The organism is Pygmaiobacter massiliensis (assembly GCF_900199435.1).
Lineage (GTDB): Bacteria > Bacillota > Clostridia > Oscillospirales > Ruminococcaceae > Pygmaiobacter > Pygmaiobacter massiliensis.
The window spans coordinates 298,754-325,025 of record NZ_OAML01000003.1; the positions used below are offsets into that span (position 1 = coordinate 298,754).

At 51.5% G+C, this 26,272-nt stretch carries 29 protein-coding genes; 18 read left to right on the plus strand and 11 right to left on the minus strand.

Going from position 1 to position 26,272, the window contains the following annotated elements; genetic code table 11:
• Window positions 1-26 precede the first annotated feature (26 nt).
• Both C1A11_RS05995 and C1A11_RS06000 read left to right on the plus strand, forming a co-directional pair.
• A complete protein-coding gene (locus tag C1A11_RS05995; protein ID WP_102049593.1) occupies window positions 27-452 on the plus strand; it encodes a hypothetical protein in 426 nt (141 codons plus the stop codon).
• 27 nt (window positions 453-479) lie between these two features.
• Window positions 480-1,877 carry a recombinase family protein gene (locus C1A11_RS06000; protein ID WP_242965851.1) on the plus strand — a complete coding sequence of 466 codons (1,398 nt, stop codon included), beginning with the start codon at window positions 480-482 and terminating at the stop codon, window positions 1,875-1,877.
• On the opposite strand, the gene C1A11_RS06005 is transcribed toward C1A11_RS06000, so the two are convergent.
• Window positions 1,874-3,199: a FeoB small GTPase domain-containing protein gene (locus tag C1A11_RS06005; RefSeq protein WP_102049594.1), complete on the minus strand. Its 1,326-nt coding sequence runs from the start codon at window positions 3,197-3,199 to the stop codon at window positions 1,874-1,876. The genes C1A11_RS06000 and C1A11_RS06005 overlap by 4 nt on opposite strands.
• Window positions 3,200-3,210: 11 nt before the next feature.
• Window positions 3,211-3,447 (minus strand): FeoA family protein, encoded by a 237-nt coding sequence (locus C1A11_RS06010; RefSeq protein WP_102049595.1) that lies wholly within the window; start codon window positions 3,445-3,447, stop codon window positions 3,211-3,213.
• A 117-nt stretch (window positions 3,448-3,564) separates the two neighbouring features.
• Between C1A11_RS06010 and C1A11_RS06015 the strand changes: the two genes are divergently transcribed.
• Window positions 3,565-4,032, plus strand: coding sequence for a metal-dependent transcriptional regulator (locus C1A11_RS06015; protein ID WP_102049596.1), 468 nt, complete (start codon window positions 3,565-3,567; stop codon window positions 4,030-4,032).
• A 45-nt stretch (window positions 4,033-4,077) separates the two neighbouring features.
• Here the strand turns inward: C1A11_RS06015 and C1A11_RS06020 are convergent, their stop codons facing one another.
• Together C1A11_RS06020 and C1A11_RS06025 are read right to left on the minus strand one after the other, a co-directional pair.
• On the minus strand, window positions 4,078-4,623 hold the full coding sequence (locus C1A11_RS06020) for a cysteine hydrolase family protein (RefSeq protein ID WP_102051009.1): 546 nt from the start codon (window positions 4,621-4,623) through the stop codon (window positions 4,078-4,080).
• A 103-nt stretch (window positions 4,624-4,726) separates the two neighbouring features.
• Window positions 4,727-5,101 (minus strand): metal-dependent transcriptional regulator, encoded by a 375-nt coding sequence (locus tag C1A11_RS06025; protein ID WP_102049597.1) that lies wholly within the window; start codon window positions 5,099-5,101, stop codon window positions 4,727-4,729.
• A gap of 194 nt (window positions 5,102-5,295) precedes the next feature.
• On the opposite strand from C1A11_RS06025, the gene C1A11_RS06030 reads away from it, so the two are divergent.
• The 7 genes from C1A11_RS06030 to C1A11_RS06060 all read left to right on the plus strand — a co-directional run bounded on the left by C1A11_RS06030 (window position 5,296) and on the right by C1A11_RS06060 (window position 9,922).
• Complete coding sequence (locus C1A11_RS06030) at window positions 5,296-5,508, plus strand: FeoA family protein (RefSeq protein WP_102049598.1); 213 nt, start codon at window positions 5,296-5,298, stop codon at window positions 5,506-5,508.
• Between the two features lie 18 nt (window positions 5,509-5,526).
• Window positions 5,527-5,748, plus strand: coding sequence for a FeoA family protein (locus C1A11_RS06035; RefSeq protein ID WP_102049599.1), 222 nt, complete (start codon window positions 5,527-5,529; stop codon window positions 5,746-5,748).
• 62 nt (window positions 5,749-5,810) lie between these two features.
• Window positions 5,811-7,964 (plus strand): ferrous iron transport protein B, encoded by a 2,154-nt coding sequence (feoB, locus tag C1A11_RS06040; protein WP_102049600.1) that lies wholly within the window; start codon window positions 5,811-5,813, stop codon window positions 7,962-7,964.
• Window positions 7,965-7,975: 11 nt separating this feature from the next.
• Window positions 7,976-8,128 carry a FeoB-associated Cys-rich membrane protein gene (locus tag C1A11_RS06045; RefSeq protein ID WP_102049601.1) on the plus strand — a complete coding sequence of 51 codons (153 nt, stop codon included), beginning with the start codon at window positions 7,976-7,978 and terminating at the stop codon, window positions 8,126-8,128.
• A 98-nt stretch (window positions 8,129-8,226) separates the two neighbouring features.
• A complete protein-coding gene (locus C1A11_RS06050; RefSeq protein ID WP_102049602.1) occupies window positions 8,227-8,865 on the plus strand; it encodes an HD-GYP domain-containing protein in 639 nt (212 codons plus the stop codon).
• Between the two features lie 70 nt (window positions 8,866-8,935).
• Window positions 8,936-9,331: a thioesterase family protein gene (locus C1A11_RS06055; RefSeq protein WP_102049603.1), complete on the plus strand. Its 396-nt coding sequence runs from the start codon at window positions 8,936-8,938 to the stop codon at window positions 9,329-9,331.
• 228 nt (window positions 9,332-9,559) lie between these two features.
• The gene (locus tag C1A11_RS06060; RefSeq protein ID WP_242965853.1) at window positions 9,560-9,922 is read left to right on the plus strand and encodes a DUF3221 domain-containing protein; all 363 of its coding nucleotides are present in this window, start codon (window positions 9,560-9,562) and stop codon (window positions 9,920-9,922) included.
• A gap of 86 nt (window positions 9,923-10,008) precedes the next feature.
• On the opposite strand, the gene clpB is transcribed toward C1A11_RS06060, so the two are convergent.
• From clpB to C1A11_RS06075, 3 genes are all read right to left on the minus strand, one after another.
• Window positions 10,009-12,615 (minus strand): ATP-dependent chaperone ClpB, encoded by a 2,607-nt coding sequence (clpB, locus tag C1A11_RS06065; RefSeq protein ID WP_102049604.1) that lies wholly within the window; start codon window positions 12,613-12,615, stop codon window positions 10,009-10,011.
• A gap of 42 nt (window positions 12,616-12,657) precedes the next feature.
• Window positions 12,658-13,320: a hypothetical protein gene (locus C1A11_RS06070; protein WP_102049605.1), complete on the minus strand. Its 663-nt coding sequence runs from the start codon at window positions 13,318-13,320 to the stop codon at window positions 12,658-12,660.
• Window positions 13,321-13,534: 214 nt separating this feature from the next.
• Complete coding sequence (locus tag C1A11_RS06075; RefSeq protein WP_102049606.1) at window positions 13,535-14,203, minus strand: DL-endopeptidase inhibitor IseA family protein; 669 nt, start codon at window positions 14,201-14,203, stop codon at window positions 13,535-13,537.
• 408 nt (window positions 14,204-14,611) lie between these two features.
• Between C1A11_RS06075 and C1A11_RS06080 the strand changes: the two genes are divergently transcribed.
• The 6 genes from C1A11_RS06080 to dnaJ all read left to right on the plus strand — a co-directional run bounded on the left by C1A11_RS06080 (window position 14,612) and on the right by dnaJ (window position 22,024).
• Window positions 14,612-15,934 carry a glycoside hydrolase family 10-like protein gene (locus C1A11_RS06080; RefSeq protein WP_242965854.1) on the plus strand — a complete coding sequence of 441 codons (1,323 nt, stop codon included), beginning with the start codon at window positions 14,612-14,614 and terminating at the stop codon, window positions 15,932-15,934.
• Window positions 15,935-15,999: 65 nt separating this feature from the next.
• A complete protein-coding gene (gene trmB, locus C1A11_RS06085; RefSeq protein ID WP_102049607.1) occupies window positions 16,000-16,683 on the plus strand; it encodes a tRNA (guanosine(46)-N7)-methyltransferase TrmB in 684 nt (227 codons plus the stop codon).
• A 408-nt stretch (window positions 16,684-17,091) separates the two neighbouring features.
• Complete coding sequence (gene hrcA / locus C1A11_RS06090; protein WP_102051012.1) at window positions 17,092-18,108, plus strand: heat-inducible transcriptional repressor HrcA; 1,017 nt, start codon at window positions 17,092-17,094, stop codon at window positions 18,106-18,108.
• A gap of 61 nt (window positions 18,109-18,169) precedes the next feature.
• Window positions 18,170-18,757 (plus strand): nucleotide exchange factor GrpE, encoded by a 588-nt coding sequence (locus C1A11_RS06095; RefSeq protein ID WP_102049608.1) that lies wholly within the window; start codon window positions 18,170-18,172, stop codon window positions 18,755-18,757.
• An 82-nt stretch (window positions 18,758-18,839) separates the two neighbouring features.
• Window positions 18,840-20,690 (plus strand): molecular chaperone DnaK, encoded by a 1,851-nt coding sequence (gene dnaK / locus C1A11_RS06100; RefSeq protein WP_102049609.1) that lies wholly within the window; start codon window positions 18,840-18,842, stop codon window positions 20,688-20,690.
• A 176-nt stretch (window positions 20,691-20,866) separates the two neighbouring features.
• Window positions 20,867-22,024 (plus strand): molecular chaperone DnaJ, encoded by a 1,158-nt coding sequence (dnaJ, locus tag C1A11_RS06105; protein ID WP_102049610.1) that lies wholly within the window; start codon window positions 20,867-20,869, stop codon window positions 22,022-22,024.
• A gap of 128 nt (window positions 22,025-22,152) precedes the next feature.
• Here the strand turns inward: dnaJ and C1A11_RS06110 are convergent, their stop codons facing one another.
• Together C1A11_RS06110 and C1A11_RS06115 are read right to left on the minus strand one after the other, a co-directional pair.
• On the minus strand, window positions 22,153-22,929 hold the full coding sequence (locus C1A11_RS06110) for an ABC transporter permease (RefSeq protein WP_102049611.1): 777 nt from the start codon (window positions 22,927-22,929) through the stop codon (window positions 22,153-22,155).
• Window positions 22,926-23,558 carry an ABC transporter ATP-binding protein gene (locus C1A11_RS06115; RefSeq protein ID WP_180950264.1) on the minus strand — a complete coding sequence of 211 codons (633 nt, stop codon included), beginning with the start codon at window positions 23,556-23,558 and terminating at the stop codon, window positions 22,926-22,928. Before C1A11_RS06115 ends, C1A11_RS06110 begins: the two co-directional genes overlap by 4 nt.
• A gap of 105 nt (window positions 23,559-23,663) precedes the next feature.
• Between C1A11_RS06115 and C1A11_RS06120 the strand changes: the two genes are divergently transcribed.
• Complete coding sequence (locus tag C1A11_RS06120; RefSeq protein WP_102049613.1) at window positions 23,664-23,966, plus strand: PadR family transcriptional regulator; 303 nt, start codon at window positions 23,664-23,666, stop codon at window positions 23,964-23,966.
• A 123-nt stretch (window positions 23,967-24,089) separates the two neighbouring features.
• Window positions 24,090-24,599, plus strand: coding sequence for a helix-turn-helix domain-containing protein (locus C1A11_RS06125; RefSeq protein WP_180950265.1), 510 nt, complete (start codon window positions 24,090-24,092; stop codon window positions 24,597-24,599).
• A gap of 83 nt (window positions 24,600-24,682) precedes the next feature.
• Here the strand turns inward: C1A11_RS06125 and C1A11_RS06130 are convergent, their stop codons facing one another.
• Window positions 24,683-25,669 (minus strand): putative ABC transporter permease, encoded by a 987-nt coding sequence (locus tag C1A11_RS06130; RefSeq protein WP_102049615.1) that lies wholly within the window; start codon window positions 25,667-25,669, stop codon window positions 24,683-24,685.
• 110 nt (window positions 25,670-25,779) lie between these two features.
• Entirely contained in the window at window positions 25,780-26,217 is a 438-nt protein-coding gene (locus C1A11_RS06135) for a zinc ribbon domain-containing protein (protein WP_102049616.1), read from the minus strand.
• Window positions 26,218-26,272: the final 55 nt, after the last annotated feature.

Consider the following 26,272-nt stretch of genomic DNA (forward strand, 5'->3'; position numbering starts at 1 on the left):
GTTTAAAAATGTTTGGAGGAATTATTGTGAAAAAAATCGTATCCATTATTATGGTCGCCGCTTTAGCACTTTCGCTTTCTGCTTGTGGTAGTAGTACATCTAGCCAGAGCGAATATAAGACGGAAATAAAATTTGCCGATGCCGCGAATTATATGTGTGCAGTGGAAAGTGATTCGTTCTCCGGTGATGTAATTGCAGCTGGCGAATATACAATAGAATCGCGTGGTAATGCAACAAAGCCAGAAGATACAATGATGGTATGGGACATTTACGTTTCAAGCCAGGAATATGCAAAATTAAGTGAGCTCAAAGAGAGCGAGCTTGTGGCAACTGTGGGTGGGGCTGAGAATACAGGCGGTGAATTTACCGTTGATAAAGGCCAGTATCTATATATTAAATATAATGAGGTGTATGGTACGCCGTGCGGATATATCGTAATTAAGCACAAATAAACATTTTTGTTTTAAAGAAGGTACCTTATGCAAAATAAAATGATGGTCGTGGGTTACGCACGCGTGTCCACCGATAACCAACTTGAAAACTATTCTATAGAAGAACAGACAGAGCGCTTAAAATCATATTGTGCCGCCAAGGACTGGATTTTAGTGCAAACGTATGTGGATGGTGGTTATTCTGGCGGTAATACAGACCGTCCGGCACTGCAGCAAATGCTGGCTGAAATTCACAAAGGCAAAATAGACGCTGTTGTAGTTTATAAATTGGACCGTCTTAGCCGTAGCCAAAAAGACACCCTCACATTAATAGAAGATGAACTGCTTTCACATGGCACTGATTTCGTTTCAATAAATGAAAATTTCGATACATCCACGCCATTTGGCCGGGCGATGATAGGAATTTTGTCTGTGTTTGCGCAACTTGAAAAAGACCAAATTACAGAACGGTTTACGATGGGAAGAATCGGACGCAGTAAAGCCGGATATTTTCACGGTGGTGGTAATGCTCCCACGGGATATGATTACATTGACGGCGAGCTAGTGATAAATGAATATGAAGCACAACAAGTGCGCAAAGTTTTTAATATGTTTTTGGCTGGCTCTTCTATAAATGCAATTCACCGTGGTTTAGAAAAAGCATACACAACAAAATGGAGTGCAGCCAAAGTAAGAAATGTATTAAAAAATAGTGTGTATATTGGCAAGGTGAAATTTATGAAAGAAGAACACCAAGGAGCGCATGAACCGATAATAGAAGAAACTATTTTTAGGGCGGCAAATGCATTGCTCTCATCTTCTGCCAGGAATGAAAAAACAACTTCTTACCCAAAGACTCCCTTTAGGGCTGAATATCTTCTATCAGGATTAGTTTACTGTTCTCGTTGTGGTGCTAAGTATTCTGCAAATCATGGGTATTATAAATGTTATTCGAGAGCAAAAAGCACCCCGAAATTTATTGTTGATCCAAACTGCAAGAACGATAATTGGGAAATATCTATTTTAGATAATTTAATAGTTGGCCAAATAGACCTTTTATCCACTAGCAAAGATTCACTAGAGGAACTAAAGCACGATTCTAAAAAAATAAACAAAATTGAAGTTGACCGCAGCCGAGTGAATAAGCGTATATCTGAGATAGATAAGCAAATTGGTAAACTAATCGAACTGTATCAAGTATCCTCTATCCCGATGGCTTCTATTTCTGAAAAAGTTGAAGCTCTTTCCCACGAAAAAATCAGCTTGTCCCAGCAGTTGAAAAATTCAAATGTAATTCCTCAAAGTGATTTGTTTGAAGATGCTTTAAGCGATTATGTCGATGGTTTTAAAGAATCAAAAATAGAGCAACAACGACTCATGATATCCCGACTTATAGAAAAAATCTTAATAGATGGAAAATCGATAAAAATACAGTGGAGACTCTAGTGCAGAATTATACTGACCATGCACATGGTAAGCGACTGTTTGCCGCAAGCGCAGCAGCGTTTGAATGGACGGTCCAGATTATAAGCGACACGCGGCAGGTAGCCGGCATCTTCGAGCAGCGTAAACAGCGGGAAAAAGATTGCCATGGGCGGCAGCATTACCGAAATAACCCAGGCGAGCACCCGGTAAACACCAAGCACCAGCATACCGTGCAGCCACTCTGGCGCACCCCAGGCATGAAAAAGCAATGTCAGCCGGTCTTGCAGTGCAAAAAGAGCACCCGAGAGCATTTGTGACGGGTAGTTGGCCCCGGTGATGGTAAGCCAAAAGATAAGGGCGAGCAGTAAAAGCATAATAGGGTAACCGGTGGCTTTGCTGGTCAGGATATGGTCGACGCGGCGGTCAAATGCATCGTACTGCGCTTTTTCACAAACCACAGTGCCGCGGCAGATTTTTTCTGCGGCACTTACAAGGGTAGAAACAATGAGGTCTTTTAAAGCATCGGGACCAATGCCGTCCGCCAGCAGTTCTGTTTTTGCCGCTGCAAGCGCATCGGCAAGTTCGGGGCTGCGCAAAAAATCTTCCCCGAGGAATTTGTTGATTTCCAGCGTCAGCGAGGGGTCGGGGTCGAGCAGTTTGAGGCTGAGCCAGCGGCTGGCAAGGCTGTCGGTCTTTTTGCGCACCAGCGGCTCAATTTTTGCAATGGCACGCTCGACAGCATCAGGGTAGACCACCTGTGCCGGTGTGGGCATTACAGCGCCGCTGACCACGTTATCCAGGGTGTTCATTAAGCCATCCAGGCTCTTTTTTTCGCGTGCCACGGTGCTGACGACCGGAACGCCCAGCCGCTTTGCAATTGCAGAAAGATCGATTTTGATGTTTTTGCGCTTCGCTTCGTCCATTAGGTTTACACAGACGACCACCCGGGATGAAATTTCCAAAGTTTGCAGCACCAGGTTGAGATTCCGCTCCAGACAGGTGGCGTCGCAGACTACCACCACCGCATCCGGCTGGCCAAAGCAGATGAAATTCCGCGCGACCTCTTCTTCGGCCGAGTGTGCCATTAAAGAATAGGTGCCGGGGATATCTACCATAACATATGACTGCTGCTTTGTGGCGCAATACCCCTGCGCGTTGGTTACGGTTTTGCCGGGCCAGTTACCGGTGTGCTGATTCATGCCCGTGAGCCCATTGAATACGGTGCTTTTGCCGACATTTGGATTACCGGCAAGCGCAACCACCTTATCTTCTACCGCCTGCTTTTTAATCTCAAGTTCTGATGCTGCTGCCCTTATCCCGATGGAACTGTTGGTCAACCCCATTACTCTGCCTCCTAACCTACTTTAATCATAATGTCTTGGCAGTCTTCTGACCGGATGGCGATGACTGCGCCGCGGATGAGAAACGCTTTGGGGTCGCCGCTGGGGCTGCGCCCTACGCATTCTACCTCTGTGTTTTCAATCAGGCCAATGTCCAGCAAACGGCGGCGCATGCTGCCGGTGGACCGAAGTGTTTTTACAATAGCGCGTTGCCCGGGGACAACGTCGTTAAGACATAATAAATTGCTCATATGCGAAACACCTTTCCAATAAACTTAGGGTAGGGAAACTTTCCATCTATGCTATTCTCTTTTTAGAGGATTGGTGACAGCGGTTTCTTTGCAAAGATGGCAGAAAGGATGCAAACCATGGAAAAAAATGACGGCTTTTATACTTTAAAAGGATATGAGGCGACGGCTGACGGAGAGATTACTTCGGCGATGGAGGATTATCTGGAGATGATCTGCCGAATGAAGCACCGCACGGAGCATATGAAAGCGCGGGACCTTGCCCAAATGCTGCACGTCAAACCCTCCTCTGTCAGCAAAATGGTGCAGCAGCTGGCAGCGGCAGGTTATCTTGAGAATGTACACTACGGCATGATAACGCTGACCCCGAAAGGTGAAAAGACCGGAGAATATCTGCTTTACCGGCATGAGGTACTCTGTCGCTTTTTGTGTCGACTGAACCGCTCTGCCGATGAGCTGGAACAGGCCGAAAAAATAGAGCATTTTTTAAACCGGACAACGATAGAAAATCTGGATGCGTTGACGGCCTACCTGGATAGCCTGCCGCCAGAGTTGCCCTTTGCGGAGAACAACGCCGCAAAACGCTAAAAGAAAAACTGCCGAGAGCATACGCTTTCGGCAGTTTGTTTTATTTTAGAAGGAAGGTGCAGACGATACGTTTTGCATGGCCTTAAGTACGTCGCTAAGCGGCAGGCACCGTGCAAACCGGTCTGGCCATAAAAATTCATTATAATAGCGGTAGCTTTCTTTTGCACGCATAAAAGTATTGTCCACCGTAGAGTTGCAGCCACCCGGCACCAACAGCTTAAACCCGTGCTCAAAGCCGGCAATCACAGTGGCGTTAACGCATTTATCGGTTTGCAGCCCGGCGATTACCAGCTCTTTCTCGGTGTTTTGATGTAGATATTCACAAAGTCCGGTGCCTTTAAAGGCGCTGTTTACCGTTTTTACAAATACTTTCTCTTGTGGTTGTGGGGCAAACGGCTCGAAAACCGCAAAGCCTTCTGCACCGGGGGTAAGCTGGGTGCCAGGGCCGTCGTCGTGTGCCACATAGATAACCTCAATCTGATTTTCCCTTGCAGTGGCAATCAGCGTTTTAATGTTTTGCACCCAGCTGTCGAGATTGTAGAGAGCTTCGTTTACTAGCAATTTTTGCGTATCGATAATAAGTAAAACCATAAATCCTCCCGCTTGACCTGCCCCATAAGGGCGTGCATAGCCTAATAGAAACCAAAGCAGGCTGGCCCGGTGCGGACCGCCTGCTTTGGTTTGAAAATTCATTTTATTTAGGTTGCTGGGCCTGCATATAGGCTTTGATGTGCTCGAAGGTTTCATCGCTGAGATCATGCTCCACCTTGCAGGCATCGGCGGCGGCAGTTTCTTCGCTGACGCCGAGGCTGACCAGAAAGCCTGTCAGCAGCCGGTGGCGGCTGTACACCTTTTCGGCAATGGTGCGGCCCGCTTCGGTCAGGCTGATGAAGCCCTCGCCATCCATTTCAATAAAGCCGTTTTCACGCAGGCGCTTCATTGCAATACTGATGCTGGGTTTGGTGTAGCCAAGGTCATTGACGATATCGATAGAGCGCACTTGGCCAAGGCGCTGCTTGAGCATAAGGATAGATTCGAGATAATCTTCGCCGGATTCATGGATATTCATAGTTTTCGCCTCCGCTAGAAAAAGCTTTCTTATAGATTAGCACAAACTAACCTGTTACGCAAGAAAACCCGCAAAGAAAGGGTTGACAGTACGGGTTAGTCGTGTTAAACTAATCACGCAACATAGGTTAGCTTTGGCTAACTATTAATTTGGCCGCAAGGTTAGCGGCTACTAACTAAAGAGGAGGAATCGGCATGATGCCTTTGGCAATGGCAAAAGCAGGCGAGCGGGTGGTTATACGTAAAATCACCGGCAAAGACGAGGTGCGCCAGCACCTTGCAGAGCTGGGCTTTGTAGTAGACGGCACCATCACCGTCGTGAGCGAGCTTTCTGGCAATTTGATTTTGCAGGTCAAAGATAGCCGCATTGCTCTGGATAAAACGATGGCAAACCGTATTATGATTTAAGCTGAGGAGGAAACAGACATGAAAACGTTAAAGGACGCCAAGGTGGGCGAAACGGTAACCGTGCGCCGCTTATACGGCGAAGGGCCCGTAAAGCGCCGCATTATGGACATGGGCATTACCAGGGGTGTGGCAGTGCAGGTGCGTAAAGTGGCGCCGCTGGGTGACCCGATGGAGCTGAACTTGCGCGGCTACGAGCTGAGTGTGCGCAAAGCCGACGCGGAAATGATTGAGATTGAGTAAAGCGGCAAGCGCTGCTTTTTACAACCTGGTTAGCTGAAACTAACAACCGAAAGGAGCAACCAATGGAACTGAAAATTGCACTTGCGGGTAACCCCAACTGCGGCAAAACAACATTATTTAATGACCTCACCGGGTCAAACCAATATGTAGGCAACTGGCCCGGCGTTACAGTAGAGAAAAAAGAAGGCAAGCTGAAAAAGCACAAAGGCGTTACTATTCAGGATTTGCCCGGCATCTACTCGCTTTCGCCCTACACTTTAGAGGAGGTCGTCGCGCGCGGCTATCTCGTCAACGAAAAACCGGACGCAATTCTCAACATCGTGGACGGTACCAACATTGAGCGAAACCTTTACTTGACCACCCAGTTGATTGAGTTGGGGCTGCCGGTCGTGGTAGCGGTTAACATGATTGACCTGGTGCGCAAAAACGGCGACAAAATCGACCTTGCAAAGCTGGGTGCGGCACTCGGCTGTGAAGTAGTTGAGATGAGCGCGCTGAAAGGCGAGGGCGGCATGGCAGCGGCAGAACGTGCCATTGCTGTGGCACAGCAGTATCAGCATCAGGAGCTGCCCCACGTGTTTACCGGCAGTGTGGAGCACGCACTTGCTCATATTGAAGAGTCGATTTCTGGCCGGGTGGATGCCCGCAACCTGCGCTGGTACGCGATTAAACTGTTTGAGCGCGATGCCAAGGTAGAAGAAGAGTTGGCACTGGATGAAAGCCTCAAACAGCACCTCCAAGCACATATTGCAGACTGTGAAACCGAGCTGGACGACGATGCAGAAAGTATTATCACCAACCAGCGCTATGCGTACATCAGTAAAGTAGTGGATTCGGCCGTCAAAAAGAAAGCGGCGAAACACAGTCTTTCCACCTCTGATAAAATCGACCGCTTTGTCACCAACCGGATTCTGGCCCTGCCTATTTTTGTGGGTGTGATGTGGTTGGTTTACACGATTGCCATTGGCACGCTGGGCGATTTTCTCACCGGCTGGACCAATGACACGCTGTTTGGCGAGATGATTCTCGGCAGCCTGCGCGACTGGATGGTGGGCGCAGAGATGGCTCCCTGGCTGGTTGGGCTGGTTGTAGACGGCATTGTGGCAGGCGTGGGCGCTGTTATCGGCTTTGTGCCGCAGATGCTGGTCCTGTTCCTGATGCTTTCGATGCTGGAAGACTGCGGCTATATGGCACGCGTTGCTTTCATCATGGACCGCATTTTCCGCAAAGTTGGGCTTTCGGGCAAAAGCTTTATTCCGATGCTCGTGGCTTCTGGCTGCGGCGTGCCGGGTGTTATGGCATCCCGCACCATTGAAAATGACCGCGACCGCAAAATGACGATTATGACCACCTGCTTTATTCCCTGTGGTGCAAAGATGCCGATTATTGCGCTGTTTGCCGGCGCACTGTTTGGCGGCAGCGGCTGGGTTGCCGTTTCGGCCTACTTTATCGGTGTTGCAGCGGTTATCGTTTCGGGCATCATGCTCAAAAAAACCAAATTGTTTGCGGGCGATCCGGCTCCGTTTGTTATGGAGCTGCCCGCCTACCACGTGCCCAGCGCATCTAACGTGCTACACGCTACTTGGGAGCGCGGCTGGAGCTTTATCAAGCGTGCCGGTACCGTAATTCTCGCTTCCAGCGTTATTCTGTGGTTCTTGCAGAGCTTTGGCGTTGTGGATGGTGTCTTTGGCATGGTGGACGACAATAACACCAGCTTGCTCGCATCCATCGGCAGAGTAGTTGCACCCATCTTTGCTCCGCTTGGCTTTGGTGGCTGGCAGGCAGCTGTCGCAACCTTTACCGGCTTAATTGCAAAAGAAAACGTTGTGGGCACCTTTGGCGTGCTGTATGGCTTTGCTGAAGTGGCAGAGGATGGCGCCGAGATTTGGTCACTGTTGGCTGCCGACTTTACCCGCCTGAGCGCTTACAGCTTTATGGTGTTTAACCTGCTGTGCGCCCCCTGCTTTGCTGCGATGGGTGCCATTAAGCGCGAAATGAACAGCCCGAGATGGACCTTCATCGCAATTGGCTACATGTGCGGTTTCGCTTATGTCATTTCGCTGATTGTTTACCAGCTTGGCCTGCTGTTTACCGGTGGCGGCTTTGGCATTGGCGCCGTGGTGGCAGTGGCATTGGTAGCTCTGCTGTGCTGGTTGCTGGCACGCAAACCCCAACACGAGCTTGCTGCGCGCACCGGTGCGAAATTGAAAGATTAGGAGGCTTATTTATGAATTTACCGACCTTGATTGGTGCGGTGGTCGTTTTTGCTGTTGTGGCGGCGATCATCCTCAAAGGCATCTATAATAAAAAACATCACCGCAGCAGTTGTGGCTGCGGCTGCGAAGGCTGCTCTGCTTCGGGGTCGTGCCATTCGCACTAAACCGAAGAGCGTGGGCACAAGGTGGCTCACGCTCTTTTTTTGAAAATCAGCCGTGCGGCTCGGGCCAGAAAGTTTTGGGAAAGTAAGAGGAAAAAGCTATGCGTGATGCGAAACATCTGCTGATTTACCATGACCTTGTTGCCGGTATTGTGGCAGCAATGGAAGCGCGCGACCCCTATACTGCAAGTCACTCGATGCGGGTAGCAGAGCTGACGCAGCGGCTTTGCCGCGTTCTGCCGCTGGGTACAGATACGGCAGAAATTATACATATTGCTGCTCACTTCCACGACATCGGCAAAATTGGCGTTGAGGATGCTGTTTTGCGAAAGCAAGGCCCTTTGAATGAAAGTGAGTGGCAAAAAATGCGGCTGCACCCGGTTATTGGCAGCGATATTCTTCGCCGGGTAGATTGCTTTGACGAGATTGCGGGCATCGTTCGCTCTCATCATGAGCGGTGGGATGGCGGCGGCTATCCGGATGGACTTGCAGATGCGCAGATTCCTTACGGGGCACGGGTGATTGCGGTGGCAGATTCGATTGATGCGATGTGCAGCGACCGCAGCTACCGCAAGGGACTTTCTGCCGAGCAATGCAAAAAAGAAATCGCCTGTAATGCCGGGGTTCGGTACGATCCGCAAATTGCCGCCGCCGCGGTGGCGCATTGGGAAGAACTGCTGGGGGGCTTTTATGAGGCAAGCATTACGCACAGCTCCTTGGTGTTTTCGTTTGTGGGTTGACTTTTTTCCGCCGTGGCGCTTATACTTAAAAACATCTATTGAAATGTGAAAATGCAGGAGGAAAACGCTGATGGAAAAACCGACCGAGTACACCCTTACCTGGACCGTGACCGATGACATGACCGCCAAACGGATTGGCAGCGCCGGTTCCAAAATTTTTTCTACCCCCAACATGGTGGCGCTAATGGAAGGCGCTGCTTTAGAGCTTGCAAAAGCCTATCTTGATGAGGGTATGACCACCGTAGGGGCAGAGGTCCATGTGCGTCATCTTTCCGCAACACCCGTTGGCATGCAGGTAAGCGCTACGGCTCGCCTGCGCAGCATTGAGCGCCGCAAAATGTGGTTTGACATTGAAGTAAATGATGAAAAAGGCAAATGCGGCGAAGGATCGCATCTGCGCATCATGGTTTCTAATGCACAAATCGGCGCAAAAGCTGAAGCAAAGCTGGAGACTGAAGCAAAATAATTAGCGCGGTACTAAGGTGAATGAAGCGAGAAGTGGCTGTTCGTACGAGCGGCCGCTTTTTGTTTTGCCTGAAAAGTTTTGGGGCTTGTGCACCAAACCCGCTTTTGGTATGCTGAATGAAAATAGAAAAATAGATTTTCGGCAACACTGCAGATCGTTTCGCACGCGCATCACAGAAAACGAGGCAAATGTTAGAGCGCATGGCGCTAAGAAAGGACGGGCACAGAAATGAAGAAAAGAAAATACCTGATGGGTGCTTTTTTGCTTTTGATTTTTGCACTTGGGCTGGCCTATTATTTCAAGCCAATGACGATGAACGATATTTATGACAAGCCGAACTTTAAAGGAACTGTCGTGCAGGTGAGCGAGGGGGCTATTCTTGTTGAGGTAGACCCAGAGGAAGACGAAATCAAAAGCAGCGATTTGATTTCGGTTTCGCTTGAGGTGCAGCTGAAAGACAGCATGACTGATTTTAAACCAGGCGACAGGGTAGGGGTTTACTACAACGGAGAGATTGCGGAAAGCTACCCTGCCCAGATACACACCGTATATGCCATTTTGCTGGTAGAGGGCAGAAATGTTGAACCGTAGCAAATGCCAAAAGAAAAGCACCCGCAGCTTATATGCAGCGGGTGCTCTTTTATTTGGTTTGCGGCAACTGCCGGTGGCAGCGCTTGTTAGTTGCCAATCGAAACAGTCAGGCTTCCGTTTTCCACGCCGACACGCAGTGTGGAATCAGGTGCCGGGTCGCCGGAAAGAATCGCGCGGGCGATTGCCGTTTCAACACGGTTTTGGATAAATCGTTTCAGCGGACGCGCACCATAAATGGGGTCATAGCCGTTTTCGATGATAAAGGTTTTCGCTTCGTCGCTCATCTCAAGATGCAGCTGTTTTGCCGCAAGGCGGCTGGCCAGGCTCTTGAGCATCAGCTCTACGATGCTGCCAATCTCATCTTTTGCGAGCGGTTTGTAAAGCACAATCTCGTCCAGACGGTTGAGAAACTCGGGGCGGAAAGAGGTTTTCAGCAGGTGGTCGATCTCGTCCTTTGCCTGCTGGGTAATCTCGCCAGCCGGGCCAATGCCTTCCAGCAGATAAGAGCTGCCGAGGTTGCTGGTGAGAATAATAATGGTGTTTTTAAAGTCCACCGTGCGGCCTTGGCTGTCGGTTACGCGGCCGTCATCCAGAATTTGCAGCAGCACGTTAAAAACGTCGGGGTGTGCTTTTTCAATCTCGTCAAAAAGCAGCACGCTATACGGTTTGCGGCGCACAGCCTCGGTCAGCTGACCGCCCTCCTCATAGCCCACATATCCCGGAGGAGCACCGAGCAGACGCGAGACGGAGAACTTCTCCATATACTCGCTCATGTCGATGCGGACGATGTTCTTTTCGTCGTCAAACAGTACCTCAGCAAGAGCTTTTGCAAGCTCGGTTTTACCAACACCGGTAGGACCGAGGAAGAGGAAGCTGCCAATCGGACGATTTTCACTCGCAATGCCGGCGCGGCTGCGCAGAATTGCTTCGCTTACCTTGGTGACAGCCTCGTTCTGGCCGATGACGCGGTGATGCAGCTCTTCGTCGAGATGCAGCAGTTTCTGGCGTTCACCCTCCATTAATTTCGAGACAGGGATACCGGTCCAGCGACCTACAATGCGGGCAATCTCCTCTTCGGTTACTTTGTCACGCAGCAGGGTGGCGGTTTGCTCGGTCTGCTCTGCGGCACGCTCGCTTTCCTCGAGTTGCTTTTGCAGCTCGGGCAGGCGGCCGTATTTCAGCTCGGCGGCCTTGTTCAGGTCATACTCGCGCTGGGCTTTTTCGATTTCCGCATTTACCTGCTCAATCTCTTCGCGCAGTTTCTGAGATTTGCCAATGGTGGTTTTTTCATTTTCCCACTTTGCTTTCATCTCGGCAAATTCGCTGCGTAGCTCGGCCAGCTTTGCCTGCATTTCTGCAAGGCGCTCTTTCGACAGCTTATCATCCTCTTTTTTGAGGCTGGCCTCTTCTATTTCGTGCTGCATAATCTGCCGCTTGATGTCCTCCATCTCAGCGGGCATGCTGTCCATCTCGGTGCGAATCGAAGCACAGGCCTCGTCGACCAGGTCGATGGCCTTATCCGGCAGAAAACGGTCGCTGATATAGCGGTTGGAGAGGGTAGCGGCGGCGATGAGCGCACCGTCCTGAATTTTAACGCCGTGGAATACCTCATACCGCTCTTTCAAGCCACGCAGGATGCTGATGGTGTCCTCCACCGTCGGCTCACTGACCATAACAGGCTGGAACCGGCGCTCGAGTGCGGCATCTTTTTCGACGTACTGGCGGTACTCATTTAAGGTAGTGGCACCGATGCAGTGCAGTTCGCCGCGAGCCAGCAGCGGTTTCAGCAGGTTGCCAGCGTCCATTGCGCCGTCGGTTTTACCTGCCCCCACGATGGTGTGCAGCTCATCGATAAAGAGGATAATGCGGCCCTCGCTCTTTTTCACCTCTTCGAGCACTGCTTTCAGCCGCTCTTCAAACTCGCCGCGGTATTTTGCACCCGCAACAAGTGCGCCCATATCAAGCGAGAAAACCGTGCGGTCTTTCAAGCCCTCCGGCACATCGCCGGCGACAATGCGCTGGGCAAGGCCCTCGGCAATGGCAGTTTTGCCAACGCCCGGCTCGCCGATGAGCACGGGGTTGTTTTTTGTTTTACGCGAGAGGATTCGAATCGTGTTACGGATTTCCGCATCTCGCCCGATCACCGGGTCGAGCTTATGGTTCTTTGCAAGCTCAACGAGATCCTGACCGTACTTTTTGAGCACGTCGTAGGTGTTTTCGGGGTTTTCGCTGGTTACACGCTGGTTACCGCGCACGGTGGCAAGCGCAGTGAGAAATTTGTTTTTATCCAGGCCAAAGCGGGAAAAGATGCCGGTGACAGCATTGCCGCCTTCTTTAAAGAGGCCGAGCATCAGATGCTCCACCGAGATGTATTCGTCCTTCATCTCTGTGGCAGCTTTTTCTGCTGCGGCAAGGGTTTTGTCGGTTTGTTGGGAGATGTAGATTTTTTCTGGGTCGCGGCCGCTGCCGGTGACGCGGGGCAGTTTTTCCACCTCGGCAATGGCTGCGCGGCGCAGTGCTTCAGGGTCGGTCTCCATCTTTTTCATCAGCTGGGGAATCAGCCCCTCTCTGTCGCTTAATAGCGCGCAGAGCAGGTGCTGCGGCTCTAGCTGCTGGTTTGCGTATTCGGTCGCAAGACTCTGGGCGCTTTGCAGCGTCACTTGCGACTTTTGGGTCAATTGATTCATGTTCATACTGCACTCAAAGCCTTTCTTTTATATTTTAGTAGTGTGGAATTACAAAGCAAGAATATGCGCGTTTTTCTTGGGGTGCGTCTCGCTGCCAAACACGCCATAGGCACTGCGAGCAGCCTCTTGCAGGTTGGGCAATCCGTCAAAATAAGCTTTCAGCGTTGCATCAAACAGGCTCAGGTATGCGGCAATCGCATCGCCCTGCTCGGCGGGAGCAAGCCCGTTGGGGCGGCGCAGGCTGCGCTCATAGCGGTCCTCATCGATGCGATAGCTGAGAAAGCGTCCCTCATGGAAATGCTGTTCTTCTAAATTCGCCCAAAAGCGGTAAAAGCCATTCATTGCACTGCGCAATGCGGCAGACTGGCTGCGCAGCGACACCCGCAGCTGACCAAGGGAAAGCGGGTCTTCAGGTGTGAGATAAACGGCGTATTTTACCGTTGGGTTATATTTGTAGGGAACAGCGCTTTTTAGTTGCAACAGTTCTTGGCTGGGCGGAAAAAGCAACTGCATTCGGCTGTGGAAATTTGCCATCTCTTCAATACGGCGAAAAATATCCGCCATCTGCTGGGCAGGGGTTTCACAGCATACATGCTGTGCCAAAATGCGGTCAATCATGCGCGAGCGGCTGATACCGGTTTGGTAAGCCAGAGCATCCACTGCGGCGACCACATCGTCGGTAAGCATAACGCTGTAAACACTTTTACCCATGGGTGTCATCATCCTTCCAACTGCGGCCGAATTAAGCTTTAAAATTGGCCGCTATTATTTTGGTATGCTATAATAATACTGCTAAATTAATAATTTGTCAACTGTATTATATAACTTTACTTACGAGAATTTTTACCAAAAAGAAAAACAAGAATCCCCTCTGAGCCTAGTATGGCACAAAGGGGATTCTTTATATAAAGGTAAAGTAAAACGCTTAGCGGTAGATATCAAACTGGTCAAACTGCCAGCCGGTTTCACTCTTTACAGCGTGGAAACCAAAAGTTTTAATGCTTTCCTGCTCGGCAGCCGGCAGGTCGGAATCTTCATAATGGGCGGCAACGGTAAAACCAACCTCAGTTTCGCTGGGCTGTACCGTTGCAATTTCTGCGTGATGAAAAGTGGTGTTTGGGGTACGGTCTACCACACTGGTATACAGTTTGCCCTCAATGGTTTCATACAACCCAGACTCCAGCAGCTCGGTGTCAACGAAATCTGCAGTGAAAACACTGTAAAGCTCATTTACAAATGCTTCATAGGTCGTAAAGCGTGCGTCTGTCACGAGCCAGAAATCCTGCCCGTTGATGGTTACTGTGTTGGCTTTGTCGTGCTCTGGTGCGCGCAGATAGAAAAAGTCGTAAAGCGTGCGCGCTTTGTCAAACACAGGCTGTAAGTCCTGCGGCAGGGCAGAAAAATCATCCTGCTTTTCTGCCGTGGGGGCAGAGGAGGAACCGACAGAGGAGGAAACCGCAGAAGAGGCGGCCACAGACGGTGCCTCTTTGCCAGATTCGCTGGAAGCAGCGGAGCTGCTGGCCGAAGGCTTGCCAGAGCAAGCGGAAAACAGGAGAGCTGCGGCAAAGGCAGCGCATAAAACTTTTTTGTACATAAACAGATCCTTTCTTTTGCGCACAAGGGCAGAGAAAACAGCGAGAAATTTGTGCAGGCAATGCTGCTGAAAGGTGCAGCGAAGCCGAAAAAAGCCTTTTCCGCTCGGCCTAGCGGCGAGGGCGGCTTTATTTTTTCAGTGTAGCCGCTGGACAGCGTTTTGTCAATTATAAGCGCGAGAAGGAAAATTTTTCATTCGGCAAAAGGGTCTATTTTTGGATGCAAAAGATTACAAATGAAAGAGAGCGGTTTGACGCAGAAGCGGCTTTCGATTATACTGAAACCACTTGAAAATGACTGTCCGTGCGCACAAGTGAAAAGCAAAGGGCGCGCGGCTTTTAAAAAGCGCTGCCGCGCAAAAAAAACGGACGGGCAGGCAAGCGCACTGCTGCAAAGAAAAGAGGATAACATGAGAAGAAATAACAAGCTGCCAATGATTGTACTTATTTTGCTGGCAATGCTGCTGCTTGCCGGTACCTTGGTGGCACTTGTCGGCTCTTTTGGCGGCAGTACCGGCGCAGCTTCGTCGGCGGCAAGTTCCGGTGCGGCTTCACTGCCTGTTGTCACCCCTGCGCCCACAGCAACACCGGGCGCGGTAACCCAGCCGCCCGAGATGACCGGCGAACCCGATAAATATAAAGCAGTATGGATTAGCTATCTGGAATATCAGAATATGGACTTTTCCAGCGAAGCGGCATTTACTGCCGAAATTACGGCTATGTTTGACCAGATTAAAGCCGCAGGGCTAAATCGCGTTTTGCTGCATGTGCGCCCTGCGGGCGATGCGATGTACCGCAGCGAGGTGTTCCCGTGGAGCCACTTCCTCACCGGTACCCAGGGCAAAGACCCCGGTTATGACCCGCTGGAAATTATGGTGCGCGAAGCACATGCACGCGGTTTGGCTGCCGAAGCATGGGTAAACCCTTACCGCGTGCGCATTGGCGCTAACAAGCCCGAAACGCTGGCAGTGAGCAACCCGGCGGCGAAATATATGCAGGACGAAGCGACAGCCGATTGGGTGCATGAGGTGGACGGCGGCCTGTGGTACGACCCCGCCGTTCCGGAAGTGCGGCAGCTGATTGTGGATGGCGTGGCGGAACTGTGCAAAAACTATGACATTGACGGAGTGCAGTTTGATGATTATTTCTACCCCACCACCGATCCTTCGTTTGATGCGGCAGCCTATGAAAAATACGGTGAAGGCAAAGCGCTGGACGAATGGCGGCGCAGCAACGTAAACCAGTTGGTGCGGGCAGTCTACGACACCGTGAAAGCGGTAAATCCTAAGATGACGTTTGGCATTAGCCCGCAGGGCAATGCTGACAACAATTTTGGGCAGCAGTATAGCGATGTTGGCCTGTGGATGCGTGAGCCCGGCTTTGTGGATTATGTTTGCCCGCAAATTTACTGGGGCTTTGATTATCGCACATCAAGCGGCAGCAACAAGTTTGCCTTTGATGTGTGCACCAAAAACTGGCTGGATATGCCGCGCGATGATTCGGTGGCGCTGTATGTGGGTCTTGGCGCTTACCGCATTGGTGAGGGCGACGGCAGCAGCCAGGAGAGCAGCGAATGGCAAAGCGGCACCAACCTTGCCAAGATGGTCAAATTTTTGCGCGAGGCCGGCGCAGACGGCTATGCGGTCTATCGGTATGACAATCTCTTCCGTGGACCGTCGCAGCTGATAGATGCAGAGCGCGCGGCATTGACGCAAGCGAACAATTCTATATAATAGTAAGAGGCTCTGCGCACGCGATGCAGAGCGGGAACGTTGAAACAGAAAAGGATACGAAAACTATGCGAATGAGGCACAAACCCTATGCAAAGCCCGAGCTTGCAGCTTGCCCCTTTTATATTGCTGACCCGGAAACCCAGCGCGGTGCCTGGCAAAGCGCTTTTGCAAAACCCCAGCCGCTTATTTTAGAGCTGGGCTGCGGCAAAGGCGGCTTCGCGGCACGGTTTGCCGCCGCCCATCCTGACATCAACTATCTTGCGGTGGACTATTTAAGCGATGTATTGGTGCTTACCAAGCGTCGGGTAGAAGAAGAGTATGAGGCAGCGGGCAAAGACAGCGGCAATTTTCGGTTGACCGCACTCAATATCCAGTGGATTGATGCAGACATTGCGCCCGAAGACACGGTAGAGCGCATCCATATTAATTTTTGCAATCCCTGGCCCAAGGCAAGCCATAACAAACGTCGGCTGACCCACCCGCGCCAGTTGATGCAGTACCGCGCGTTTTTAAAACCGGGGGGCGAAATCTGGTTTAAAACCGATGATGATGAGCTTTTTGAAGCAAGTTTGGAGTATTTTGCAGAATGTGGTTTTTCGCTGCGCTTTTGCAGCCGAGATTTGCATGCCGATGAGCCAGACTGGAACCTGCGCACCGAATATGAGCAGAAATTTGCTACGATGGGTGTGCCGATTAAGGCGCTGATTGCAGTAAAAGAAGAGCTGCCAGAGAAAAACGGCACAGTTTAAAGCATTGTGTCAGCCTGTGTTGGCACTTGCCAGCAAACATTCATACAAAATAAAAGAGCACCAACAGCCACCTTAGGCCGCTGGTGCTTTTTTATTTGCTCCGCAAGAGAACCACCCGCGCGGTTACTGCTGCAATCTGCTGAGATAGGTTGCCAACTTTGCAACGCGATGTGGAAAAACGGAGCAGAAGGCGGCTGATATTTTTACTTATAATGTATATATTAAACGGCAGGGCGGCTTATTTGGCATCGGAAGTTTTAGCAGTAAAAAAGAAATGTGACCAATCTGTTAAAAAATCGAATATTTTTTAAGCAGCCCTTGACAATGAGAAAAGTTGGTGTAAAATAATCTTAGCACTCAAGAGTAACGAGTGCTAAAACAAAACCAAAGGGAGGGAAGCTGATGGGCATGGATGAACGCAAACGACGTATCCTTGCGGCTGTCGTTTCTCTTTACGCAGATGCCGGTGAGCCGGTGGGCTCCAACCTGCTTTGCAACTACCTCGATATGGCGGTCTCCTCTGCCACCTTGCGCAACGAGATGGCGGCGCTGACAAAGCTGGGCCTGCTGGAACAGCCCCACACCAGCGCGGGCCGTGTGCCCAGCATGGAGGGCTACCGCTACTATATCGAAAACCTGCTTGAGCCGGAAACCGGACTGACTGCCGCAGAGAAAGACCGCATTGACCGCGCGTTTGAAGGGTTTGATTATGAACCCGAACGGCTCGCAAAAGCGACCGCCAAAGAAATCTCTGCGATGACCGGTTACACGGCAATCGCAACCACACCCAAAAGCGACGATGTCAAGGTCGCCTACTTCAACGTAATACAAACCGGGCGCTCTAACGCCGCGGTACTCAGTGTTTCTTCCGTAGGCGGTGTGGCCACCCGCGTGGCGGCGACAGAACGCCCGCTCACCGGTGACGATATTGCATCGATTACCTCATACCTCAACCGCACCCTCTGCTTTGTTTCCAAAGACGATATTAATCCGTTGACCGAAACATTGCTCAAAGAGGGGCTCGGCGCACAACAGGCGCTTTGGCCTATTTTGGCTGCGGCGCTTCGGCTGCTCAAAGGTGCGGGCCGCGGCAAGGTGTTTATCGCGGGTCAGGAAAAAATGCTCAACTGGCCAGAACTCGAACCCAGCTTGAAAAGCTGTCTTAAACTGCTTGGCAACACCGAGGAATTGCAGCGCCTCATCAGCCCTACCACAAGCCGCACAGCTGTGCTGCTTGGCGATGAGCTGGAAGAAGGCAAGCTGCCGGGTGCAGCCATTGCTACCAAACGCTACCTTGCAGGCGGCGGGCGCACCGGCACAATCGCATTGCTTGGCCCCTCGCGCATGCCTTACTTTAAGGTGCTGCCGCAGCTGGAATATTTTGCTGCAAAACTCGGCACCGCAATGACCGGAATCGAGGGTTAATCCCCCGAAGGCCACACCCAAGCGGTGATGTGCCCCCGACGGAACGAAAGGAACGAACGACATGGCAGAAGAAAAAATGAACCAGGAGCAGGTGGCTGCAGAGCCGAATCCCCCCGAAGTAGAAACGGCTGAGCCCCCGAAAGCAGAGGATATGAAACATAAAAAAGAAAAGCCGGGCAAAGCAGAAAAAGAAATTGCCGCACTGACCGAAAAGCTGCAAGCAGCACAGAAAGAAGCCGACAACGCGAAAGACACACTGATGCGGACTGCGGCGGAGTACGATAACTATCGCAAACGCACCGCAAAAGAAAAAGAGGCTTCTTTCGGAAACGGCGTATCCAGCGCAGTTGCAGAGCTGCTGCCGGTGATTGATACTCTTGAGATGGCAGTAGCCGCGCCCACGCAGGACGAAGCCTACCGCAAAGGCGTAGAGATGACACTGACCAAATGCGCAGCTGCATTTGAAAAACTCGGCGTAGCCGAAATCAAAGCACAAAGCGAGCTGTTCGACCCCGAACTGCACGCAGCCGTGATGCAGGAGCCCGCCACCGACGAGCTGCCGAGCGGCACCGTCACAAAAGTGCTGCAAAAGGGTTACACCCTACACGGCAAGGTAATCCGTCACGCAACTGTCGCAGTTGCAGAATAAGCACACAACAATATTCAGCTTCGGCTGTTTATCATAAAACATTTGACTTTAACAGTTTGATATTGATAAGGAGAGATCAGTTATGGGAAAAATCATTGGTATTGACTTGGGCACCACAAACTCCTGTGTGGCCGTTATGGAAGGCGGCGAGCCGGTCGTTATCGCTAACGCAGAAGGCGCGCGTACCACACCGTCCGTTGTTGCATTTTCTAAAACCGGCGAGCGTATGGTCGGCCAGGTGGCAAAACGCCAGGCGATCACCAACCCGGAGCGCACCGTTTCTTCGATCAAACGTGAAATGGGCACCGACTACAAAGTAAAAATTGACGACAAAGCATACACCCCGCAAGAGATTTCTGCAATGGTGCTTGCTAAACTGAAAGCGGATGCAGAGGCTTACCTCGGCGAGAAAGTTACCGAAGCAGTTATCACTGTACCGGCTTACTTCTCTGACTCGCAGCGTCAGGCAACCAAAGACGCTGGCGCTATCGCAGGCCTCGAGGTCAAACGTATCATCAACGAGCCGACCGCAGCAGCACTTGCTTACGGCGTAGACAAAGAGAACGATCAGAAGATTCTCGTCTATGACCTTGGCGGCGGCACCTTCGACGTTTCCATCATTGAGATGGGCGACGGCGTTACCGAAGTTCTTGCAACCGCAGGCGATACCCGTCTGGGCGGCGACGACTTCGATGAGCGCATCATCAACTACCTCGCAGAAGAATTCAAAAAAGAAAACGGCATCGACCTGCGCAGCGACAAAATGGCCGCACAGCGCCTGAAAGAAGCCGCTGAAAAAGCAAAAATTGAGCTGTCTGGCGTGACCAGCACCGCAATCAATCTGCCGTTTATCACCGCAGACGCAACTGGCCCCAAACATCTCGACACCACTCTTACCCGTGCAAAATTCGACGAGCTGACTGCTGACCTGGTTGAGAAAACCATGGCCCCCACCCGCCAGGCACTGGCAGACGCTGGCCTCAAACCGGGCGACCTGCACAAGGTTCTGCTGGTTGGCGGCTCTACCCGTATTCCGGCGGTACAGGAAGCTGTAAAGAAATTCATGGGCACCGAGCCGTTTAAGGGCATCAACCCCGATGAGTGCGTTGCAATCGGCGCAGCTATCCAGGGCGGCGTTCTGGGCGGCGATGTCAAAGGCATTCTGCTGCTCGACGTTACCCCGCTGTCCCTCGGTATCGAAACCTACGGCGGCGTTTGCACCAAAATCATCGAGCGCAACACCACCATCCCGACCAAAAAGAGCCAGGTCTTCTCTACTGCTGCTGACAACCAGCCCAGCGTAGAAGTCAATGTTCTGCAGGGCGAGCGCGAGTTTGCACGTGACAACAAGTCTCTGGGTACTTTCCACCTCGACGGTATCCCCGCTGCACCGCGTGGCGTGCCCCAGATCGAAGTTACCTTCGACATCGACGCCAACGGCATCGTTCATGTTTCCGCAAAAGATCTCGGCACCAGCAAAGAGCAGAGCATCACAATCACCGCTTCTACCAACATGAGCAAAGACGACATCGAGAAAGCGGTTGCAGAGGCAGAAAAACACGCTGAAGAAGACAAAAAGCAGAAAGAAAAAGTTGAGACCCGCAATGCTGCTGACAGCATGGTTTACCAGACCGAAAAAACCATCAGCGAGATGGGCGACAAGATGACCGCAGATGAGAAAAAAGCCATTGAGGATGCCAAAGAGGCTCTCAAAGAGGCACTCAAAGGCGAGGACCTTGAAGCAATCAAAGCAAAACAGGGCGAGCTGGAAAAAGCCATCGGCAATATGAGCCAGCGCGTTTACAGCGAGGCTGCACAGCAGGCTCAGGCAGCACAGGGCGCACAAGACGCACAGGGTGCAGCACAGAGCGGCCCTGCAAATGACGACGGTGTTGTCGACGCTGACTTCCGCGAGGTAAAGGACGGCGAATAAACCGCCCATCCCAGCGGCGCAGCCGCAAGCTGCAATCCTGTAAAAGCAGCCCAAACGGGCAGCTTAGGCATCAAATAAGTTTCCGCAGGCCGACAGGGCACAACGCTCTGTCGGCTTTGCGGGTCACATACCAGCGGCGCGCGGCGAGCGGGCGCACATAGACGAGGTGAATACCATTGGCAGAGAAACGCGATTATTACGAGGTGCTCGGCATCGCCAAGGGCGCAAGCGACGACGATATTAAAAAAGCGTACCGCAAACAGGCGAAAAAATACCACCCGGACCTGCACCCCGATGACAAAGAGGCGGAAGCAAAATTCAAAGAGGTCAACGAGGCCTATGAAGTGCTTTCCGACAAGGATAAAAAAGCCCGATACGACCAGTTTGGCCATGCAGGCGTTGACCCCAGCTATGGGGCAGGCGCAGGCGGCTTTGGTGGCGGCTTCGGCGGCTTTGAGGGCGACATCGACCTCGGCGATATTTTTGGCAGCATTTTTGGGCAGGGCTTTGGCGGCGGCAGCCGTCGTGCCAACCCCAATGCACCGCGCCGGGGCGCAGATATCCGTGCATCGGTCGTTATCTCCTTTATGGAGGCGGCGCACGGCTGCAAAAAAACGGTTACCGTTACCCATCAGGATACCTGCCCCGATTGCGGTGGCAGCGGTGCTGCAAAAGGCACTACCCCGCAAACCTGCCCCGACTGCGGCGGCCGCGGCGTAGTAAACGTGCAGCAGCGCACCCCGTTTGGTGTAATGCAGAGCAGCCGCCCCTGTTCGCGCTGCGCTGGCAAGGGCAAGATTATTTCTGACCCCTGCCGCAAATGCTCTGGCACCGGACGTGTGCAGAGCACCAAAAAGCTGGAGGTTAATATCCCGGCTGGTATCGATGATGACCAGAGCCTTGCAATGCGTGGCCTTGGTGATAAAGGCATCAACGGCGGCCCGGCAGGCGACGTTATCGTTGTGGTAACGGTGCGCCCCGACACCCTGTTCGAGCGTGACCATTACGACGTTTGGGTCACTGTGCCCATCACCTACTCGCAGGCTGTGCTTGGCGCATCTATCGTGGTGCCCACCATCGATGGCAAGGTAGAGTACACTGTGCCGGAAGGCACCCAGGGCGGTACAACTTTCCGCCTTAAGGGCAAAGGCATCCAGTATCTCAATGGCAAAGGCCGCGGCGACCAGTATGTCAAGGTCAATGTGGAGATTCCCAAACGGCTGACCCGTACCCAGCGCGATGCGCTGAAAACGTTTGAGGATACACTCAAAGACGAAAACTACGAGCAGCGCAAGGGCTTTTTCAAAACCATTAAGGATATGTTTGAAAAATAAACAGCGCATAGCTTGCGGCGTTGAAAATCGCAGGCGAACATCTAAAATAAAAAGCACTCCTTCCGGGTTAGCCGGCAGGGGTGCTTTTTCTATGTAATCAGGTTATTGCGCAGGCGCTGATTTGAGGATTACAACAAAATAATCTGGTTGCGGTCATTGTAAAGGGTTCGGTAGCCAAAAAACAGCGCCCCAAAGCAGGAAAGGCAGACCACGGCGCAAATCGCCACCATAATTGCGATTTGATATAAAATAGCCGTAGTAGGCAGGGTGCCGGAAAGAATTTGTCCTGTCATCATCCCGGGCAGTGAAACAATACCCATGCCGAGCATGGAGTTGAGGGTCGGCAGCAGCGCAGTTTCGAGCGCGCTGCTGACAAACGGAAACAGAATTTTTTGCGGCGAAGCCCCAATTGCAAGCAGTGCCTGCAATTTGCTGCGCTGGCCTGCAAGACTATCGCAGAAAGTTTTTAGTCCCAGTGCGGCGCCTGTCATCGTGTTGCCCATAATCATGCCGGAAATCGGAATCACGTATTGCGGATTGAAGATACTTTCGCCCACTACTACCCGTACAAAAAAGAAGAGTACGGCCAGCCCCGGTGCGGCTACCGAAAGCCCGACAATCCACTGAAAGCGGCGGTTTAACCCCGGCACTTTACGCAGCACCTGGTAGATTGCAAACCCGACCATTACAGCGAGGTAGAGAAACGTAAAAGCAGGGTGCGGATGCGCGAAGAGTAGCATTAACACCCACCCCGCCAGCGTAAGCTGCACCGTCATGCGCACGCTGGCAACCACGAGCAATTTTGCTTCGTTCACCCGGCATTTTTTCATTACTGCAAGCACAGCGAGCAGCAAAAGGTAAATCAGTGCAAACTGGGCGATTTGAAGTTGAACGACCTGATTCATTTCGCCGCCTCCTTTTCCAGTAGAACGGTTTCATCTGCATAAAGTTCTGCCAGCCGGGGATTATGGCAAACGATGATAAGTGTAATCTGCCGCTCGCTGCAAAACAGTTTCACATTTGCCAACACCTGATGCGCAGTTGTTTCGTCAAGGGCTGCGGTGGGTTCGTCCAGCAGCAGCACCTGTGGCAAAAACGAAAGGCAGATGGCCAGCAGCACACGCTGTCGCTCGCCACCCGAAAGCGTTTCGCACCGGGCTGTCAATGGCAGATAAAGGCAGCAAAGTTGTAAAAATTGCTGCATCGTTTCCTCGCTGGGGCAGGGGGCATCACGGTAGCCAAAATACTGCGAAAAATTTTCGCTGATGCTGCCTTCAAATAAAAAAACATCCTGCGGACAGAGCAATACATTGCGCCGCAAGGCCAGTGTATCGAGGGTGGCAAGGTTCTCGCCGCGGTATTGAATGGTGCCGCGAGAAGGGCTGACAAGGCTGTTGAGCAACCGCAGCAGCGTGCTTTTGCCGCAGCCGCTTTGGCCCATAATAAAAGTACAGCGCTTTTCTGCCAGTGTAATATCGGGATAAGTGAGAAAATCACCAAAACAAACATCAGAAAACTGAAAGAGAGGCATCATCCAGGGGTTCCTCCTTGACATACCTAAGAAATATAGGTATCATAAATAAAAGCGAATATCGATATCGAAATTCGATATCGATATTCTACCACGGAGGACACCGAGATGCAAGATGCAATTTTGCGGAAACTTTTTCTAGGCTTTATTCAAATTCATATTTTGCACCATGCTGCCCAAGCTCCTTTTTATGGGGCATGGATGATGGAAGAACTCGCTCATCACGGGTACGATATCAGTGCAGGCACATTGTATCCCATTTTGCACAATCTTGAAAAAGCAGATTTGTTGCAAACCGAAAAACAAGTAGTGGAGGGCAAGACCCGCAAATACTACTGCATTACCGAAGAGGGCCGGCAAACTCTTGCTGCGGCCAAAGAAAAAATTGCAGAGCTTACCCACGAGTTGTAAACCGACAAACCCACTAGTGCACGGAGGTGAGCGCAAACCGTGCGCGTGTCCAAAGATTCGCGTTTGGTGGGCAATTCTTTTTTTGGCGGCTGTGCTACAATGATGTTTGCAGGGGGTGGGCGTGTGGATCAAATTAAAATAGGGAAATTCATCGCATCGCTGCGTCGCGGCAAGGGGTGGACCCAGCAGCAACTTGCAGACCAGCTGGGTATCACCAATAAAACCGTGTCGCGGTGGGAAAATGCGCGCTATTTACCGGACATTGAAATGCTGCAACTGCTTGCTGAATTATTTGAGATAAGCGTGGCAGAACTGCTGGCAGGTGAAGTATCAAATACGAAAAAGGCCGTGCGAAACCGCAGTGAGGCTTTTGCCGAGCTAAAAGAGCAAACATTTACGACGCCGGAGCGCCGCGCTTATTGGAAGCGAAAATGGCTGCAAGAGCACTGCGTTTCGCTGGGGCTGGAAGTTACCAGCTTACTGAGCGGGTTTGTCGCAGGGCGACTGCTTTCAAAGCCGATACTTTCGGTGTTGGCGCTGATTGGGCTGTTTTTGCTGCTCGTCTGGCAGCGCAACCGTATGTTTGGTTATCTGGAAAGTAAGCTGTATGCTTGTGCCAAGCTGGAACAATAAAAGAAAAACAGGGTGCCCCATTGCCACTGGCCGGGGTACCCTGTTTTGTTTTATTTCAGTAAGCGATGCGAGATAAAACGCGCTTATTTGCGGCGCATCCGCTCGCGCATTGCCTCAAATGTTTCGCGGTAAACAGTGTGGCGCATATCCGGGAAAGCACGTGCCAACCGGCGTGCGGTGTGCTGGCGCTTGTTCATCAGTGCTTCGTAGCGCGCGGTCAGCTCCTGTTTATACCGCAGCGATTCAGCAGCCTTTGCGCGGGCTTTTTCTGTAATTTCGTCCTTGCGGCGCGCAGCGGCCTCAGCGGCAGCAATTGCTTTGCCTGCAAGTTCTTCTTTGCGGCGGAAAGTCTCTTCTGCGGCAACCGCTGCTTTTGCGGTCAGGTCTGCTTTGGTATCCTCCAGTTTGTCAGAGAGCAAGCTTGCAGCGCCTTCGAGTTTTTCAGAAACTGCCAGCGAGGTATCACCCAGTGCCTGCGACAGGATATCCGACTGATGATGCAGTGCATCGGTGAGGCGGGCAAGCTCGCCAAGGTCGCGGTTAAAGTGCGCAATCGAGGTTGCGGTAACAATAAGATCGGTGACAAAAACAATAAATACCGGGATGGCAATAATTTCGCCTGCCAGCGGAGGCACCAGCGCAACAAGGTCTGCGACAACAGGATGCACCACCCGAACGACCATAACGCAGCAAAGCCCCCAGATGAGGGAAAACTTTAAACATATGTAGCCGCCAATGTTGAAAGGTACATCACTGTAATCCCACCAGTGAGTATGGAACGCTTTTTCCAGCACAAAGCCGGTAAAAAGTTCAAGAAGGCTGGTCAGCAAAGCCGCCCCTGCGAATAAAATAAAAAAGTTGTCTTTCAACGGGGTTAAAACGCAGAGCACGATAAGCACGCCGAAGCCGTAAATGGGGCAAACCGGCCCATTGAGAAACCCTCGGTTGACCCATTTGCCGGTGTTGACAGTGCAGAATACCACCTCTGTACACCAGCCCAGCACCGAATAAATACAAAAATACCAGAAAAGTTGATAAACGGTAAAGCCGAATAATTCGGTTTGCCACATAAGGGAACACTCCTTTTAAAAGCACAAAGGCGCCCTCTTAGGGACGCCCTTTGTGATTAGCGTTGAGAAAAAATAATTTTCACAGTCCGTTGCAGCCGGGCAAAATTTGTTTAGTCTGCCTCGGTGTAAATGGGGGAATGCAGATTTGCACCGCAGCCGGAGCAAAATGCAGCTTCGCGGTCGCATTCTTTTCCGCAGCTCGGGCAGGTCAGTTTGCCGCTCATTGCTGCAATGCGGTCGCTGATGTTATTGGCCAGCATCTCTTTTTCGGATACCTGGCACAGCAGGGTTTCAATGCGCTGTTCCGGGGTTTCTTCTTCATGCATCGGCCAGGAGCCGCTGTTCATCAGATAAAAGGTTCTGCCAATTTCAGCGAAAAGGCTTTCACAGTCTGCACGCAGCCGTACCAGCTCCAGGTTCAGTTTCGCAAGGTCTGCTTTGTTCATTGCCACGCGGCTTGCATCTGCAAAAACGTCCTTTGCGCCCTCTGCCATAACAGAAGCGCGCAGTGCCATATCCGAAATCATTCTTTTTACGTTGTTTTCCATAAGGGTCATCTCACCTTTCTTCCACAATCCATTATTTTGCCCATGTGCAACAAAA

Excerpts from the sequence above, each read along its gene's own strand:
- C1A11_RS06000 (WP_242965851.1), top strand. The coding sequence starts at position 480 with ATGCAAAATAAAATGATGGTCGTGGGTTACGCACGCGTGTCCACCGAT.
- C1A11_RS06070 (WP_102049605.1), bottom strand. The coding sequence starts at position 13,320 with ATGGGTAAAAGTGTTTACAGCGTTATGCTTACCGACGATGTGGTCGCC.
- C1A11_RS06115 (WP_180950264.1), bottom strand. The coding sequence starts at position 23,558 with ATGATGCCTCTCTTTCAGTTTTCTGATGTTTGTTTTGGTGATTTTCTC.
- hrcA (WP_102051012.1), top strand. The coding sequence starts at position 17,092 with ATGGATGAACGCAAACGACGTATCCTTGCGGCTGTCGTTTCTCTTTAC.
- C1A11_RS06015 (WP_102049596.1), top strand. The coding sequence starts at position 3,565 with ATGGAAAAAAATGACGGCTTTTATACTTTAAAAGGATATGAGGCGACG.
- C1A11_RS06055 (WP_102049603.1), top strand. The coding sequence starts at position 8,936 with ATGGAAAAACCGACCGAGTACACCCTTACCTGGACCGTGACCGATGAC.
- C1A11_RS06035 (WP_102049599.1), top strand. The coding sequence starts at position 5,527 with ATGAAAACGTTAAAGGACGCCAAGGTGGGCGAAACGGTAACCGTGCGC.
- trmB (WP_102049607.1), top strand. The coding sequence starts at position 16,000 with ATGCGAATGAGGCACAAACCCTATGCAAAGCCCGAGCTTGCAGCTTGC.
- C1A11_RS06110 (WP_102049611.1), bottom strand. The coding sequence starts at position 22,929 with ATGAATCAGGTCGTTCAACTTCAAATCGCCCAGTTTGCACTGATTTAC.
- C1A11_RS06050 (WP_102049602.1), top strand. The coding sequence starts at position 8,227 with ATGCGTGATGCGAAACATCTGCTGATTTACCATGACCTTGTTGCCGGT.
- C1A11_RS06130 (WP_102049615.1), bottom strand. The coding sequence starts at position 25,669 with ATGTGGCAAACCGAATTATTCGGCTTTACCGTTTATCAACTTTTCTGG.
- C1A11_RS06045 (WP_102049601.1), top strand. The coding sequence starts at position 7,976 with ATGAATTTACCGACCTTGATTGGTGCGGTGGTCGTTTTTGCTGTTGTG.
- feoB (WP_102049600.1), top strand. The coding sequence starts at position 5,811 with ATGGAACTGAAAATTGCACTTGCGGGTAACCCCAACTGCGGCAAAACA.
- C1A11_RS06020 (WP_102051009.1), bottom strand. The coding sequence starts at position 4,623 with ATGGTTTTACTTATTATCGATACGCAAAAATTGCTAGTAAACGAAGCT.
- C1A11_RS06095 (WP_102049608.1), top strand. The coding sequence starts at position 18,170 with ATGGCAGAAGAAAAAATGAACCAGGAGCAGGTGGCTGCAGAGCCGAAT.
- dnaK (WP_102049609.1), top strand. The coding sequence starts at position 18,840 with ATGGGAAAAATCATTGGTATTGACTTGGGCACCACAAACTCCTGTGTG.
- C1A11_RS06135 (WP_102049616.1), bottom strand. The coding sequence starts at position 26,217 with ATGGAAAACAACGTAAAAAGAATGATTTCGGATATGGCACTGCGCGCT.
- clpB (WP_102049604.1), bottom strand. The coding sequence starts at position 12,615 with ATGAACATGAATCAATTGACCCAAAAGTCGCAAGTGACGCTGCAAAGC.
- C1A11_RS06010 (WP_102049595.1), bottom strand. The coding sequence starts at position 3,447 with ATGAGCAATTTATTATGTCTTAACGACGTTGTCCCCGGGCAACGCGCT.
- C1A11_RS06060 (WP_242965853.1), top strand. The coding sequence starts at position 9,560 with ATGAAGAAAAGAAAATACCTGATGGGTGCTTTTTTGCTTTTGATTTTT.
- C1A11_RS06030 (WP_102049598.1), top strand. The coding sequence starts at position 5,296 with ATGATGCCTTTGGCAATGGCAAAAGCAGGCGAGCGGGTGGTTATACGT.
- C1A11_RS06025 (WP_102049597.1), bottom strand. The coding sequence starts at position 5,101 with ATGAATATCCATGAATCCGGCGAAGATTATCTCGAATCTATCCTTATG.
- C1A11_RS06080 (WP_242965854.1), top strand. The coding sequence starts at position 14,612 with ATGAGAAGAAATAACAAGCTGCCAATGATTGTACTTATTTTGCTGGCA.
- C1A11_RS06120 (WP_102049613.1), top strand. The coding sequence starts at position 23,664 with ATGCAAGATGCAATTTTGCGGAAACTTTTTCTAGGCTTTATTCAAATT.
- C1A11_RS06005 (WP_102049594.1), bottom strand. The coding sequence starts at position 3,199 with ATGGGGTTGACCAACAGTTCCATCGGGATAAGGGCAGCAGCATCAGAA.
- C1A11_RS06075 (WP_102049606.1), bottom strand. The coding sequence starts at position 14,203 with ATGTACAAAAAAGTTTTATGCGCTGCCTTTGCCGCAGCTCTCCTGTTT.